Origin of the sequence: Pseudomonas sp. 44 R 15 (assembly GCF_900004965.1) — a bacterium.
Taxonomy (GTDB): domain Bacteria; phylum Pseudomonadota; class Gammaproteobacteria; order Pseudomonadales; family Pseudomonadaceae; genus Aquipseudomonas; species Aquipseudomonas orientalis_A.
In genome coordinates this window covers 1-14,095 of the sequence record NZ_CVTU01000091.1, presented here as the reverse complement: position 1 = coordinate 14,095, position 14,095 = coordinate 1, and the positions used below count along the sequence as shown (strand labels likewise).

At 60.6% G+C, this 14,095-nt stretch carries 14 protein-coding genes; 5 read left to right on the top strand and 9 right to left on the bottom strand.

All coding sequences use genetic code 11. The features are described 5' to 3' along the window. Positions 1 to 85 precede the first annotated feature (85 nt). Together BFP93_RS14330 and garD are read left to right on the top strand one after the other, a co-directional pair. Positions 86 to 1,450: an MFS transporter gene (locus tag BFP93_RS14330; protein ID WP_065883689.1), complete on the top strand. Its 1,365-nt coding sequence runs from the start codon at positions 86 to 88 to the stop codon at positions 1,448 to 1,450. Between the two features lie 10 nt (positions 1,451 to 1,460). Further along, positions 1,461 to 3,014: a galactarate dehydratase gene (gene garD / locus BFP93_RS14325; RefSeq protein ID WP_065893628.1), complete on the top strand. Its 1,554-nt coding sequence runs from the start codon at positions 1,461 to 1,463 to the stop codon at positions 3,012 to 3,014. A 14-nt stretch (positions 3,015 to 3,028) separates the two neighbouring features. Here garD and BFP93_RS14320 read toward each other — a convergent pair whose 3' ends face one another. The 3 genes from BFP93_RS14320 to BFP93_RS14310 form a co-directional block, all read right to left on the bottom strand. Further along, positions 3,029 to 3,733: an HAD-IB family phosphatase gene (locus BFP93_RS14320; RefSeq protein ID WP_065893627.1), complete on the bottom strand. Its 705-nt coding sequence runs from the start codon at positions 3,731 to 3,733 to the stop codon at positions 3,029 to 3,031. Then, a complete protein-coding gene (locus BFP93_RS27500) occupies positions 3,730 to 4,308 on the bottom strand; it encodes a hypothetical protein (RefSeq protein ID WP_130138808.1) in 579 nt (192 codons plus the stop codon). Before BFP93_RS27500 ends, BFP93_RS14320 begins: the two co-directional genes overlap by 4 nt. Positions 4,309 to 4,621: 313 nt before the next feature. Then, the gene (locus BFP93_RS14310; protein ID WP_065893625.1) at positions 4,622 to 5,221 is read right to left on the bottom strand and encodes a GNAT family N-acetyltransferase; all 600 of its coding nucleotides are present in this window, start codon (positions 5,219 to 5,221) and stop codon (positions 4,622 to 4,624) included. Positions 5,222 to 5,528: 307 nt separating this feature from the next. Here BFP93_RS14310 and BFP93_RS14305 point away from each other — a divergent pair, with 307 nt between their 5' ends. Beyond that, positions 5,529 to 6,470, top strand: coding sequence for an AEC family transporter (locus BFP93_RS14305; protein WP_065893624.1), 942 nt, complete (start codon positions 5,529 to 5,531; stop codon positions 6,468 to 6,470). Positions 6,471 to 6,473: 3 nt separating this feature from the next. Here the strand turns inward: BFP93_RS14305 and BFP93_RS14300 are convergent, their stop codons facing one another. The 6 genes from BFP93_RS14300 to gatC form a co-directional block, all read right to left on the bottom strand. Beyond that, positions 6,474 to 6,857 (bottom strand): carboxymuconolactone decarboxylase family protein, encoded by a 384-nt coding sequence (locus BFP93_RS14300; protein ID WP_065893623.1) that lies wholly within the window; start codon positions 6,855 to 6,857, stop codon positions 6,474 to 6,476. Beyond that, entirely contained in the window at positions 6,854 to 7,933 is a 1,080-nt protein-coding gene (locus BFP93_RS14295) for a calcium/sodium antiporter (RefSeq protein ID WP_065893622.1), read from the bottom strand. The genes BFP93_RS14300 and BFP93_RS14295 overlap by 4 nt, the downstream gene beginning before the upstream one ends. Positions 7,934 to 7,959: 26 nt before the next feature. Beyond that, complete coding sequence (locus BFP93_RS14290) at positions 7,960 to 8,331, bottom strand: septal ring lytic transglycosylase RlpA family protein (protein WP_065893621.1); 372 nt, start codon at positions 8,329 to 8,331, stop codon at positions 7,960 to 7,962. Between the two features lie 160 nt (positions 8,332 to 8,491). Further along, entirely contained in the window at positions 8,492 to 9,937 is a 1,446-nt protein-coding gene (gene gatB, locus BFP93_RS14285) for an Asp-tRNA(Asn)/Glu-tRNA(Gln) amidotransferase subunit GatB (protein WP_065893620.1), read from the bottom strand. A gap of 10 nt (positions 9,938 to 9,947) precedes the next feature. After that, positions 9,948 to 11,399 (bottom strand): Asp-tRNA(Asn)/Glu-tRNA(Gln) amidotransferase subunit GatA, encoded by a 1,452-nt coding sequence (gene gatA / locus BFP93_RS14280; protein ID WP_065883708.1) that lies wholly within the window; start codon positions 11,397 to 11,399, stop codon positions 9,948 to 9,950. 16 nt (positions 11,400 to 11,415) lie between these two features. Beyond that, positions 11,416 to 11,703 carry an Asp-tRNA(Asn)/Glu-tRNA(Gln) amidotransferase subunit GatC gene (gatC, locus tag BFP93_RS14275; RefSeq protein ID WP_003188556.1) on the bottom strand — a complete coding sequence of 96 codons (288 nt, stop codon included), beginning with the start codon at positions 11,701 to 11,703 and terminating at the stop codon, positions 11,416 to 11,418. Between the two features lie 210 nt (positions 11,704 to 11,913). Between gatC and mreB the strand changes: the two genes are divergently transcribed. Beyond that, a complete protein-coding gene (mreB, locus tag BFP93_RS14270) occupies positions 11,914 to 12,951 on the top strand; it encodes a rod shape-determining protein MreB (protein ID WP_002555108.1) in 1,038 nt (345 codons plus the stop codon). A 139-nt stretch (positions 12,952 to 13,090) separates the two neighbouring features. Then, the coding region (gene mreC / locus BFP93_RS14265) for a rod shape-determining protein MreC (RefSeq protein ID WP_083205671.1) at positions 13,091 to 14,095 on the top strand (1,005 nt) is incomplete at its 3' end.

Sequence of the window (14,095 nt, the reverse complement as noted above, 5' to 3'; positions counted from 1 at the left end):
GAGCAAGCTCGCTCCTACAAGAGGCGGCACCCAGCAAGACATAACCATTACCCGCAAAAAAAATAATTAGTGGGAGTACTTCTACATGCAAGCGACCAAGCCGACTCACGTCCGCTATTTGATCCTGCTCATGCTGTTCCTGGTGACCACGATCAATTACGCCGACCGTGCAACTATCGCCATCGCCGGTTCCAGCCTGCAAAAAGACCTCGGCATCGACGCGGTCACCCTCGGCTACATCTTCTCTGCATTCGGTTGGGCCTACGTCGCCGGGCAAATCCCTGGCGGCTGGCTGCTCGACCGGTTCGGTTCGAAAAAAGTCTATGCCCTGAGCATCTTTACCTGGTCACTGTTCACCGTGCTGCAAGGCTACGTCGGTGAGTTCGGTGTCTCGACCGCCGTGGTTGCGCTGTTCATGCTGCGCTTTATGGTGGGCCTGGCCGAAGCGCCATCCTTCCCGGGCAACGCACGGATTGTGGCGGCCTGGTTCCCCACGGCCGAGCGCGGTACGGCGTCGGCGATCTTCAACTCGGCGCAGTACTTCGCTACCGTGTTGTTCGCACCGCTGATGGGCTGGATCGTTTATCGCTTCGGCTGGCAGCATGTGTTTATCGTGATGGGCGTGATTGGCATTGTGTTCTCGCTGATCTGGCTGAAAGTTATCCACAGCCCGCGCCAGCACCCGATGATCAACGAAGCGGAGCTCAATCACATTGCCGCCAATGGCGCCATGGTGGATATGGACCAGGACAAGGGCCAGGGCAAGAAAACCGATGGACCGAAGTGGGATTACATCCGCCAGTTGCTGACCAACCGCATGATGCTGGGTGTGTACCTGGGCCAATACTGCATCAACGGCATCACCTACTTCTTCCTGACCTGGTTCCCCGTGTACCTGGTGCAGGACCGTGGCATGACCATCCTCAAGGCCGGTTTCATTGCCTCGCTGCCGGCGATCTGCGGCTTTATCGGCGGCGTGCTGGGCGGGGTGATTTCCGATTATCTGCTGCGCAAGGGCCATTCCCTGACCTTCGCCCGCAAGGCGCCGATCATTGCCGGCCTGCTGGTGTCCAGCAGCATCATTGCGTGTAACTACGTCGACGTTGAATGGATGGTGGTGGGCTTCATGGCGCTGGCCTTCTTCGGCAAGGGCGTTGGCGCACTGGGCTGGGCGGTGGTGTCCGACACCTCGCCGAAACAAATCGCCGGCCTCAGTGGTGGCTTGTTCAATACCTTCGGTAACCTGGCCTCCATCACCACGCCGATTGTCATCGGCTACATCATCAGCACCACCGGCTCGTTCAAGTGGGCCCTGGTGTTCGTCGGCGCCAACGCGCTGGTGGCGGTGTTCAGCTATCTGGTGATCGTCGGCCCGATCAAGCGCGTGGTGCTCAAGGACCCGCCAAGCAAAGGCCCTGAGTTGACCCACCTTTCCCAAGCGCATTCCTGAGGTTCATGTGATGCAGTTGATTGAACATGCCGATTCGCCGCGCTCGATTCGCCTGCACGAGCGCGACAATGTGGTGATCGTGGTGAACGACCAGGGCGTGCCGGCCGGGACCGAGTTCCCGGACGGCCTGGTCACCGTGGACTTCATCCCTCAAAGCCACAAAGTGACCCTGGAAGATATCCCCGAAGGCGGCCGGATCATTCGCTACGGCCAGACGATCGGCTATGCCCTGGCGCCGATCCCGCGTGGCAGCTGGGTGCAGGAAGACCAGTTGCGCATGCCCACCGCGCCGCCGCTGGACAGCCTGCCGCTGTCTACCGAGGTGCCCGAACCCCAGGCGCCTCTGGAGGGGTTCACCTTCGAGGGGTATCGCAACGCCGACGGCACCGTGGGTACGCGCAATATCCTGGGCATCACCACCACCGTGCAGTGCGTGACCGGCGTGCTGGATCATGCCGTCCAGCGCATCAAGGATGAATTGCTGCCCAAGTACCCGCATGTCGATGATGTGGTGGCGCTGACCCATAGCTACGGCTGCGGCGTGGCGATTACGGCCACGGATGCCTACATTCCGATCCGTACCGTGCGCAACCTGGCGCGCAACCCGAACCTGGGCGGCGAAGCCCTGGTGATCAGCCTGGGCTGCGAGAAATTGCAGGCCGGGCAAGTGATGCACGACAACGACAGCTCCGTCGACCTGAGCGAGCCCTGGCTGTACCGGTTGCAGGATTCCAGCCACGGCTTTAGCGAAATGATCGAGCAGATCATGGCGCTGGCCGAAGTCCGCTTGAAAAAGCTCGACCAGCGCCGCCGCGAAACGGTGCCCGCGTCCGAGCTGATCCTGGGCATGCAGTGCGGCGGCAGTGATGCGTTTTCCGGCATCACCGCCAACCCGGCGCTGGGTTATGCATCCGACCTGTTGCTGCGGGCCGGGGCGACGGTGATGTTTTCCGAAGTGACGGAAGTGCGCGATGCCATCTACCTGCTGACTTCTCGCGCAGAGACGAAGGAAGTTGCCGAAGCGTTGGTGCGTGAAATGGACTGGTACGACCGTTACCTGGCCAAGGGCGAGGCGGATCGCAGCGCCAATACCACGCCGGGCAACAAGAAGGGCGGCCTGTCGAATATCGTCGAGAAGTCCCTGGGCTCCATCGTCAAGTCCGGCAGCAGCGCGATCAACGGCGTGCTCGGCCCAGGCGAGCGCTTCAAGACCAAGGGCCTGATTTTTTGCGCAACCCCGGCCAGTGACTTTGTGTGCGGCACCTTGCAACTGGCGGCGGGGATGAACCTGCATGTGTTCACCACGGGGCGGGGTACGCCGTATGGGTTGGCGATGGCGCCGGTGGTCAAGGTGTCGACGCGCACCGAACTGGCCCAGCGCTGGCCAGACCTGATCGATATCGACGCCGGGCGCATCGCCACCGGACGCGCGAGCATCGAGGAGTTGGGCTGGGAGTTGTTTCACTTCTACCTGGATGTGGCCAGCGGCAGGAAGCAGACGTGGGCGCAGCGGCACAAACTGCATAACGACATCACCTTGTTCAACCCCGCGCCAATCACCTAGGGCTGTCGTTTCCGTCAGCAACGCTCGTTCAGCAACGTCTGGATGTGCGCGTGAACCTGTATGGGCGTGTCAGCTCGAAGGATGTGCCCGGACATCTCGGGCATGGGCTGCCTGGTGTAATAGTCGGCGCAAACGAAACCGTCGACCCAACCATCGGCATACACCTGATAGTCGGATCTGGCGTCTCCGACTATCAGGGCTCGACCCGTCAGCCGGCCTTCCTTGCGCCATCGCTGCACGATGCTACTTTTCCCTCTGCCGGGGTTTATCAACGGTGATGGCCTGGGGCACATTGCGCGCGAACCGGCCCAGAAAAGACGGTTGGCGATGACATTATGGGCTTGGATGTTCAGTGATCGAGCAATTGGGGTAATGCACTCCGTATACCCTCCGGAGAGGATGTACACGTGCGTGCCCTCGCGTTGCAGGTTGTGCACTGTCTGCTCCAGGGACGGGTCGAGGCTGCCAATGATGGTATCGACATAGCGTTGAATATGATGCCTGCGGATATACGGGATCATTTTCATCACACACAGCATTTCCCAGAAGCTGGCCTTGCCCGTCAACGCCTTGGGCGTGATCAGTTGCAGTTGCTCCAGCATTGGCTGGGCGTTCGGGCTTTCGCCAATGGCTGACTTGACGATCTCCAGGGTGCTTTCGTGGTTCACCAGGGTCTGGTCGAAGTCGAAAATGACATGGGTGTCGCGGCTCGTTGTCATGGGTGTGCCTGCGCATCTGTGCGACGGTAGTGGTGTTTGTCTTCTCGGGTCCACTGGGTTGCTGCGATGCCCAGGTGCGCGGCGATACGTGCTTGTATCAAGTCCGAAAATGCCTGGCCGCTTTGGTGTTCATTGCGCTCCAGCGGTTCCAGATAGGTCATTTCGACGGTCATCCAGGGCATAGCCAGCAGGCGCAGAAAGCACGCCAGACCTGATGCATGAAGCGGGCTCGGCACCAGGCCAAAGGGCAGGATCAAGCGTCCCGCAAGTGGCACCACAGGCAACCCGCGGCTCAGCAGCCCGGGGCGGAAGCGATACAAGCCACGGCCATTGTTGATGGTTGCTTCGGGATTGGTGTAAAGGGCGGTGCCTTGGGGGGCGTCTCGCAGACTACGCAGGTTACGTGAGAACGTCTTTTTATCCGCGCCGTTCCAGACGCGGCCACCCGCGCACTTGATCAAAAGGAATGCCGTTAGGCTGATAACCCTGTTGTAGCCGCTCGAGGCCACAAGTGTTGCGCCAGGCATCGCCAGTATGGCGAACGGATCAATAACGCTTACGTGATTGGCGGCCACCACACAACCGTCGGTCAATGTTGCGATTTGTCGCGGTGAAAGTGCGCACCTGACCCTCAGGCCCATTATCCAGAGAATACCTCGGTATATGACGCGCCTGACGGCAAGTGGAAATGGCCAGGCTAACAGGCTTAGTACAACTATCAAGAACATGCGAAGGACGGCCAGTATGTAGCCGAAGGGCATATAAAGTTGCCTGGGGAAACTAGGATAAGCCCAGGTTTCTCGACTACAGAGGTCCGCTACGGATTGCAAAGGGCAAGCGGGAGCCGGTTGTGTTTTCAAGGGAGCGAATACTCAATGGTGATTTTCGTCAAGCGGACTGGGTGTGTTCAGGCTTTTTCATGCGGCGCGAGAACCGTGTGATTCGCTCGACATTAGCCAGCCTTATTTCCTGGAACCGCTCACGTGTAAGATCAATTTTTATGTGAGGACCATAGGCGGTATCGATGACTTCTCCCGCCACTGCGGGCATATGCAAAAATGCTCTGTTCATTTCCAGCGCACGGTGATGATGGATATTGGTAAGCGTGTAGACCTGCTCAAATCCCAGGCGTTGGAAACCGTATTCGAGCGCCAGATGAATCGCAATAAAGGGGTAGGGCGTGCCCCAGTATTTCCTGAGGAAACGGTTGCCGAAGTTGATGCCATATTCTTTTTTTGCGAATCCTGCATAACCGATAAATGATCCTTCCACGCCCAGGCTTACAGCCCAGCGTGACCAGTCCTGATCGATAAGTTCTTTTGTGAATACCGAAATTTCATTGGCGGCGGCGTCTCTGCCCCGTGTAGTGCCGGCCGAAATGAACTTCATTGCCTCCGGATCAGCGAGCAGGTCGGCATAGCCTTCAATGTCCTGATCGTCCCAGCTCCTGATATGCACATTGTGCAATTGACTGAAGGATCTACGCATAGTCACCCCTTGTGTTTCGAACACATGATGGTTCGCTACCGGATAATTAAAATGTTACAGGGAGGATTTTCAGGGGAGATGTCGATAATGCAGAGGCGCGGATTCTTATCAGCGTGTAGGAGCTTGTGTAGCGTTTTGTGGGATGGGCTGAGCTTAGCCAAGAACTCTGAGTTACATCCTACAAATGGATGCAGTTCTCCGATCCTGGATTTTATTCGCAGGCCTATTGTTAAATGAAATGTCAGCCGCGCACCCCAGTGCTTTATTATTACGACTCCCTGATAACAGGACTCAAGGCTAATACAGCATGCTCGCCATTTTTCTTACGACGCTCACCATCACCGCGCCGGTGTTCGCCATGCTGTTCCTCGGGGTGCTGCTCAAGCGTATCAACTGGATCAACGACAACTTTATCCATACCGCCTCATCCCTGGTGTTCAATGTCACCATGCCGGCGCTGCTGTTCCTGGGCATCCTGCATGCCGACCTGCATTCGGCGCTCAAGCCGGGGTTGCTGATTTACTTTGCCGTGGCCACGCTGGTGAGCTTTGCCATGGCGTGGGGCTGGGCGATTTTTCGCTGCAGGCGCGAAGACCGGGGCATCTACACCCAGGGCGCGTTTCGCGGCAATAACGGCGTGATCGGCCTGGCGCTGGCTGCCAGCATGTACGGCGACTACGGGATTTCCCTCGGTGCGATTCTCGCCGCGCTGGTGATCCTGTTCTACAACACCCTGTCGACCATTGTGCTGGCGGTATACAGCCCGGTGATCAAGTCCGACCCGTGGAGTATCTTCAAGAGTGTGGCGGCCAACCCGCTGATCATCAGCGTGATCGTTGCCGCGCCGTTTGCGTACTTTCAGATCGGCCTGCCCGGCTGGCTGGAAAAATCCCTGGGCTATCTTGCGGACACGACACTGCCCCTGGCGCTGATCTGCATCGGCGGCACCTTGTCCCTGGCGGCGCTGCGCAAGAGCGGCAACATGGCCTTGAGCGCGAGCCTGATGAAGATGATCTGGTTGCCGGTGATCGCCACACTGGGCGCGTGGCTGCTGGGGTTCCGTGGGCCGGAATTGGGGATTCTGTTTCTGTACTTCGGCGCGCCAACGGCGGCGGCGAGCTTCGTGATGGCCCGGGCGGCCGAGGGTAATCATGAGCTGGCGGCGGCGATTATCGTGATCACCACCCTGATGGCGGCGGTGACCACGAACATCGGCATCTTTGTATTGCAGGCGGGCGGCTGGATCTGACCGTTACGGCTGGTCCGCCTGATACGCCTCAATCACTTCCTGCGCCGCGCGAAACGCATCGATGGCCGCCGGTACGCCGGCATACACCGCGCAATGCAGCAGCGCTTCGCGGATCTCTTCAACCGTACAGCCGTTGTTCAACGCGCCGCGCACATGGCCCTTGAGCTCCTGCGGGCATTTGAGCGAGGTCAGGGCGGCGAGGGTGATCAGGCTGCGCGTCTTGAGCGGCAAGCCCTCGCGATTCCACACACTGCCCCAGGCGTGTTCATTGACGAAGTCCTGCAGCGGCTGGCTGAACTCGGTGGCATTGCCCAGGGCACGGTCGACGAATGCGTCGCCCATCACCTGGCGACGCATTTCAACCCCTGGTTTTTTCTGACCGGTCATTGCGATTCCCTCTTGTGTTGACGGTGCCAGGCGCGCAGCGACGTGAACAACAGCACCACCACCAGCGCCGGCAAGACGTAAAACAGCATCAATTGTTCAAGTTGGGTGGCCAGCGGCATGCCGGTAGTAAATGCCATCACATGCAGCCCATACGCAAGGTACAGTCCCAGCAACACCAGCCCTTCGGCGCGGGTGACGCGGTAGCCGGTATAGAACACCGGCAGGCACAGGGTGATGGCGCCGAGCATGACCGGCAGGTCGAAGTCCAGAGCGTTGGGCGAGACCGACAGCGGCGACGGTGCCACCAGCGCGGTAAAACCCAGCACGCCCAGCAGGTTGAACAGGTTGCTGCCGATCACATTGCCCACGGCAATCTCACGCTCGCCACGCAAGGCAGCGATCAGCGACGTGGCCAGGCAGGGCAGCGAGGTGCCGACGCCGATCAACGTCAGGCCGATAATGCGCTCCGACAAGCCCAGGTCGCTCGCCACCGCCACGGCCGCACCCAGCAGCAAATGCCCGGCCAGCACCAGCACGAGCAACCCGCCAAGCATCAACAGCACGCTGCTCAGCCAGGGTGCTTTGGTCACGGTGGCCAGCGTTCGCGGACGCCGCGAGTGACGCGTCTGGTAGTGCAGCACGCCGAGGTAGGCCACCAGCGCAACCAGCAGCACCAGGCCGTCAAACGGTGTCAGGGCCTCATTGGCGGCGAGGATGAACACCAGCAGGCCGGCGACGATCATCACCGGGATATCCAGGCGCACCAGTTGTCGTGAGACCCGTAACGGAATGATCAACGCAGACAAACCCAGGGTGACGAGGATATTGAAGATGCTGCTGCCGATCACACTGCCCACGGCGATATCGGTGTTGCCGGCCAGGGTGGCTTGCAGGCTGACGGCCATCTGTGGCGCGCTGCTGCCGAAGGCGACGATGCTCAGGCCGATGATCAAGGGCCGCACCTTGAGGCTGGCCGCCAGGCGCACCGCAGCGCGCACCAGGATTTCAGCGCCGACGATCAGCAGCAGCAAGCCGCTGACCAGTTCGAGCAGGCTCCAGGGCGAGAGGGCGTTCAATCCGAAAATACTCAAGGCGGCCTCGATCAGTTGTTCAGGGCTTGCACGCGCACCCGTGCGGTGCCGCTGCCCAGCATACGCAGTTGCTCGGCGGCCTTGCGTGAAAGGTCGATCAGGCGCCCGCGGCCATGCGGACCGCGATCATTGATACGGACCACCACAGAGCGGTTGTTGGCGAGATTGGTCACCTTGACCTGAGTGCCGAAGGGCAGGCGCCGATGGGCGGCGGTCATGGCGTTCTGGTTGAAGGCTTCACCGCTGGCAGTGCGTTTGCCGTGGTGCTTGGCGCCGTAGTAGGAGGCGGTGCCGGTTTCGTCATAACCATTGGGGTCGATGAGGCCGCTGGCGCAACCGGTCAGCAGGGAAGACAGGGCCAGCAGGCCGAGTAGACGCTTCATTTTTTTGGATATCCCCCTGACAAATGTGGGAGGGGGCTTGCCCCCGATAGCGGTGCAGCAGTCAATACATGTGCCGACTGACACACCCTCATCGGGGGCAAGCCCCCTCCCACATGGGTCCGAGTCGAGCATGAAACCCCACTCGGACCGTTCTGCGCTATCAGCCTTCGAGCTTGCTTTTGAGCAGCTCGTTGACTTGTTGCGGGTTGGCCTTGCCCTTGGACGCTTTCATCGCCTGGCCGACAAAGAAGCCGAACATCTTGCCGCGCTTGGCTTCGTCCGCCGCACGGTATTGTTCGACTTGCTCGGCGTTCGCCGCGAGCATTTCATCGAGCACCGCCGAAATCGCGCCGCTGTCGGTGACTTGCTTGAGGCCACGCTTGTCGATGATGTCATCGGCGCTGCCTTCACCGGCGGCCATCGCTTCGAACACGGTCTTGGCGATCTTGCCGGAGATGGTGTTGTCCTTGATGCGCAGCAGCATGCCGCCCAGTTGCTCGGCGCTGACCGGCGCTTCGTCGATTTCCAGGCCCTGTTTGTTCAACAGGCTGCCCAGCTCGACCATGACCCAGTTGGCCGCCAGCTTGGCGTCGCCGGCGATGCTCACGACCTTCTCGAAGTAGTTGGCCTGTTCACGGCTGGAGGCCAGGACGCTGGCATCGTAGACCGACAGGCCGAACTGCGCCTGGAAGCGTTCGCGTTTTTGCTGCGGCAACTCCGGCAGGGTGGCGCGGATATCGTTGAGGAACGAATCTTCCAGCACCACCGGCAACAGGTCCGGGTCGGGGAAGTAACGGTAGTCGTTGGCTTCCTCCTTGCTGCGCATGGCGCGGGTTTCGTCTTTGTTCGGATCGTACAGGCGCGTTTGCTGGATGACCTTGCCGCCGTCCTCGATCAGCTCGATCTGGCGACGCACTTCGCTGTTTATCGCCTTCTCGATGAAGCGGAACGAGTTGACGTTCTTGATCTCGCAGCGGGTGCCGTATTCGGCCTGGCCCTTGGGACGGATCGACACGTTGCAGTCGCAGCGCAGCGAGCCTTCGGCCATGTTGCCGTCGCAGATGCCCAGGTAGCGCACCAGTGCGTGGATCGTCTTGACGTAGGCCACGGCTTCCTTGGCGCTGCGCATGTCCGGCTCGGAGACGATTTCCAGCAGCGGCGTGCCGGCGCGGTTCAGGTCGATACCGGTGGCGCCGGGAAACTCTTCATGCAGGCTCTTGCCGGCGTCTTCTTCAAGGTGCGCACGGGTCACGCCGACACGCTTGATGGTGCCGTCTTCCAGGGGGATGTCCAGGTGCCCCTTGCCGACGATCGGCAGCTCCATCTGGCTGATCTGGTAGCCCTTGGGCAGGTCCGGGTAGAAGTAGTTCTTGCGCGCGAACACGTTGTGCTGACCGATCTGGGCGTCAATCGCCAGGCCGAACATCACCGCCATGCGTACCGCTTCCTGGTTCAGCACCGGCAGCACGCCGGGCATGCCCAGGTCCACCAGGCTCGCCTGGGTGTTGGGCTCGGAGCCGAACGTGGTGGCGCTGCCGGAGAAAATCTTCGATTGGGTGGCGAGCTGGGTATGAATCTCCAGCCCGATCACAACTTCCCATTGCATAGTGTTCTCCTCAGAAGCCGGTAGGGGTGCGGGTGTGCCAGTCGGTGTGCAACTGGTACTGGTGCGCCACATTGAGCAGGCGGCCTTCCTGGAAATACGGGGCGAGCAATTGCACGCCGACCGGCAGGCCATCGACGAAACCGGCGGGCATGGACAAGCCCGGCAGGCCCGCGAGGTTGGCGGTGATGGTGTAGAGGTCTTCCAGGTACTCGGCAATCGGGTCGCCGGTCTTGGCGCCGATCTTCCAGGCCGGGTTCGGCGTGGTCGGGCCGAGGATCACGTCGACTTCTTCAAAGGCCGCCATGAAGTCGTTCTTGATCAGGCGACGGATCTTCTGCGCCTTGAGGTAGTACGCGTCGTAGTAGCCGGCGGACAGGGCATAGGCACCGACCATGATCCGGCGCTGGACTTCACTGCCGAAGCCTTCGCCACGGGAGCGTTTGTACAGATCGGTCAGGTCCTTGGGGTTTTCGCAGCGATAGCCGAAGCGCACACCGTCGAAACGCGACAGGTTGGAGGACGCTTCCGCTGGTGCGATCACGTAATAGGCAGGAATCGCGTGCTGGTTGTTCGGCAGGCTGATTTCCTTGATCACCGCGCCGAGCTTTTCCAGCTCTTTGATGCTGTTGTGCACCAGGTCGGCGATACGCGGGTCGAGGCCGGCGCTGAAATACTCTTTTGGCACGCCGATGCGCAGGCCCTTGATCGACTCGTTCAGGCCGGCGCTGTAGTCCGGTACCGGCTCATCGATGCTGGTGGAGTCCTGTTTATCGAAGCCTGCCATGCCTTGTAACAAAATTGCGCAGTCTTCAGCGGTACGCGCCAGCGGGCCACCCTGATCGAGGCTCGAGGCGTAGGCGATCATGCCCCAGCGGGAAACACGACCGTAGGTCGGCTTCAGGCCGGTGAGGTTGGTGAAGGCGGCCGGCTGGCGGATCGAACCACCGGTGTCGGTTGCCGTCGCGGCGGGCAGGAAGCGTGCGGCCACGGCCGCAGCCGAGCCACCGGAGGAACCACCGGGTACGTGATCCAGGTTCCACGGGTTTTTCACTGCGCCGTAGTAGCTCGACTCGTTGGCCGACCCCATGGCGAACTCGTCCATGTTGGTCTTGCCCAGGGTCACGGCCCCGGCGGCGGCCAGTTTGGCGACCACGGTAGCGTCGTAGGGCGCCTTGAAGTTGTCGAGCATCTTCGAGCCGCAGCTGGTGCGAATACCCTGGGTGCAGAACAGGTCCTTGTGGGCGATCGGGGCGCCCAGCAGTGCGCCGTCTTCACCGTTGGCGCGCCGCTCGTCGGCGGCCTTGGCCTGGCTCAGGGCCAGCTCCTGGGTGAGGCTGATGAAGCTGTTGACCTTGGGATCGTGCTCGGCGATACGCGCCAGCAGGGTCTTGGTCAGCTCTTCGGAAGAAAACGTTTTGTCGGCGAGACCGCGGGCGATCTCGGCCAGAGTCATGTGATGCATGAAAGGCTCTTTCCCTTTAGTCGATGACTTTCGGAACCAGGTACAGGCCGTTTTCGACCGCTGGCGCGATGGACTGGTAGGCCTCGCGGTTATTGCGCTCGGTCACGACGTCTGCGCGCAGGCGCTGACTGGCTTCCAGCGGGTGAGCCAGGGGCTCGATGCCGTCGGTATTGACGGCCTGCATTTGGTCAACCAGCCCGAGAATGCTGTTCAGGGCTGCGGTGGTCTGTGGAAGATCGGCGTCATTGAGGCCAAGCGAGGCCAGATGCGCGATTTTTTCCACGTCGGAGCGTTCAAGCGCCATGGGATTCTCCAGTGGAAAACAGAACGGAAGGCGTCCGTGTGTTAGATTGTCGGAACACTACCGCATTTCTACGGTCATATGGCCGCGATTGTGGGGGTTGGTGCACAGAAAGTCGGCCAATTTAGCACATTGGCGCCTTGCCCAAAATCCCTGTCGTTGTTAGAGTTTGCCGCACTTTTTTACCCACGCGTTGCCTAGGGTCCCTTTCCCATGTTCAAGAAACTGCGTGGCATGTTTTCCAGCGATCTTTCCATTGACCTGGGCACTGCCAACACCCTTATTTACGTGCGCGAGCGCGGTATCGTTCTGAATGAGCCATCGGTTGTGGCCATTCGGACCCATGGTAATCAGAAAAGTGTCGTTGCCGTTGGCACCGAGGCCAAGCGCATGCTCGGCCGTACACCAGGCAATATTGCTGCCATTCGTCCGATGAAAGACGGCGTGATCGCCGACTTCAGCGTCTGCGAGAAGATGCTGCAGTACTTCATCAACAAGGTTCACGAAAACAGTTTCCTGCAGCCCAGCCCTCGTGTGCTGATCTGCGTTCCGTGCAAATCCACCCAGGTGGAGCGTCGTGCCATCCGTGAATCGGCCCTTGGCGCAGGTGCCCGCGAAGTATTCCTGATCGAAGAGCCGATGGCCGCCGCAATCGGCGCCGGCCTGCCGGTTGAAGAAGCGCGCGGTTCGATGGTGGTGGATATCGGTGGCGGTACCACCGAGATCGCCCTGATTTCCCTGAACGGTGTGGTGTATGCCGAATCCGTACGCGTTGGCGGCGACCGCTTCGACGAAGCGATCATCACCTATGTGCGTCGTAACTACGGCAGCCTGATCGGCGAATCCACCGCCGAGCGCATCAAGCAGGAAATCGGTACTGCCTACCCGGGCGGCGAAGTTCGCGAAGTCGATGTTCGCGGTCGCAACCTGGCCGAAGGTGTACCACGCGCGTTCACCCTGAACTCCAATGAAGTGCTGGAAGCGCTGCAAGAGTCCCTGGCCACCATCGTCCAGGCGGTGAAGAGCGCCCTGGAGCAGTCGCCGCCGGAACTGGCTTCCGATATCGCCGAGCGTGGCCTGGTACTGACCGGTGGTGGCGCCTTGTTGCGTGACCTCGACAAGTTGCTGGCCCAGGAAACCGGCCTGCCGGTGATCGTCGCCGAAGACCCGCTGACCTGCGTTGCCCGTGGCGGTGGTCGTGCACTGGAAATGATGGATAAACACACCATGGACCTGCTCTCCAGCGAATAAGATCGCCTGGACGGTTCATGCTGGGTCGGCAGGCAGCACTTTGCAGTGCTGCCTGTTGGCGTTTATCTTCTTCAATCTGCATCCAGGCCGGTTTGATGCCGTATGAATAAAGAGAATATTTGCCTGGGAGGAGCGGCCTATTAAACCGCTCTTTGCCAAAGGCCCCTCATTGGGCGTGCGCTTGTTGGTGCTGACCGTGCTTTCGGTCGCGCTGATGGTGGTCGATGCGCGCTTTTCGCTGCTCAAGCCTGTGCGTAGCCAGATGTCGCTGGTATTGATGCAGACTTACTGGATCACCGACCTGCCGCAACGTCTCTACCAGGGCGTGGCCAGCCAATTCGGCAGCCGCACCGAACTGGTCGCCGAGAACGAAAAACTCAAGACCGAAAACCTGCTGTTGCAGGGCCGCATGCAAAAGCTTGCCGCCCTCACCGAGCAGAACGTTCGGCTGCGCGAGTTGCTCAATTCCTCCGCGCTGGTCAACGAAAAGGTCGAAGTGGCCGAGTTGATCGGCATGGACCCCAATCCCTTCACCCATCGCATCATCATCAACAAGGGCGAGCGTGACGGCGTGGTGCTCGGCCAACCGGTGCTCGATGCCCGTGGCCTGATGGGCCAGGTGGTCGAGTTGATGCCCTACACATCGCGCGTCCTGCTGCTGACGGACACCACCCACAGCATCCCCGTGCAGGTCAATCGCAACGGTTTGCGCGCCATTGCCAGCGGCACCGGGAACCCGGAACGCCTCGAACTGCGGCACGTAGCCGATACCGCTGATATCAAAGAGGGCGACCTGCTGGTCAGCTCCGGCCTCGGCCAGCGCTTCCCGGCCGGCTACCCGGTGGCCACGGTCAAGGAGGTCATCCATGATTCCGGCCAGCCGTTTGCCATTGTGCGTGCCGTCCCGACTGCCGCGTTGAACCGCAGCCGCTACCTGCTGCTGGTGTTCAGCGACAACCGCACGCCGGAAGAGCGCGCCAATGACGCGGCGCAGGCTCAGGAGGCGGAAGACAAGCAGAACGGCACCGCCCCCGTGATTCCTGCCACCGTGCCGAAACCGGCGTTCGTGGGACCCCCCGCGCCTGCGGCCGTCCCCGCCACCGCAGCACCTGTCGCCACGCCGGCCAAGCCCGCTGCACACAAC

Bases quoted from the DNA above. Each gene is read 5' to 3' on its own strand.
- BFP93_RS14320 (WP_065893627.1), bottom strand. From the start codon at position 3,733: ATGACAACGAGCCGCGACACCCATGTCATTTTCGACTTCGACCAGACC.
- BFP93_RS14290 (WP_065893621.1), bottom strand. From the start codon at position 8,331: ATGAAGCGTCTACTCGGCCTGCTGGCCCTGTCTTCCCTGCTGACCGGT.
- BFP93_RS14330 (WP_065883689.1), top strand. From the start codon at position 86: ATGCAAGCGACCAAGCCGACTCACGTCCGCTATTTGATCCTGCTCATG.
- gatA (WP_065883708.1), bottom strand. From the start codon at position 11,399: ATGCATCACATGACTCTGGCCGAGATCGCCCGCGGTCTCGCCGACAAA.
- mreB (WP_002555108.1), top strand. From the start codon at position 11,914: ATGTTCAAGAAACTGCGTGGCATGTTTTCCAGCGATCTTTCCATTGAC.
- BFP93_RS14305 (WP_065893624.1), top strand. From the start codon at position 5,529: ATGCTCGCCATTTTTCTTACGACGCTCACCATCACCGCGCCGGTGTTC.
- BFP93_RS14300 (WP_065893623.1), bottom strand. From the start codon at position 6,857: ATGACCGGTCAGAAAAAACCAGGGGTTGAAATGCGTCGCCAGGTGATG.
- garD (WP_065893628.1), top strand. From the start codon at position 1,461: ATGCAGTTGATTGAACATGCCGATTCGCCGCGCTCGATTCGCCTGCAC.
- gatC (WP_003188556.1), bottom strand. From the start codon at position 11,703: ATGGCGCTTGAACGCTCCGACGTGGAAAAAATCGCGCATCTGGCCTCG.
- BFP93_RS14310 (WP_065893625.1), bottom strand. From the start codon at position 5,221: ATGCGTAGATCCTTCAGTCAATTGCACAATGTGCATATCAGGAGCTGG.
- gatB (WP_065893620.1), bottom strand. From the start codon at position 9,937: ATGCAATGGGAAGTTGTGATCGGGCTGGAGATTCATACCCAGCTCGCC.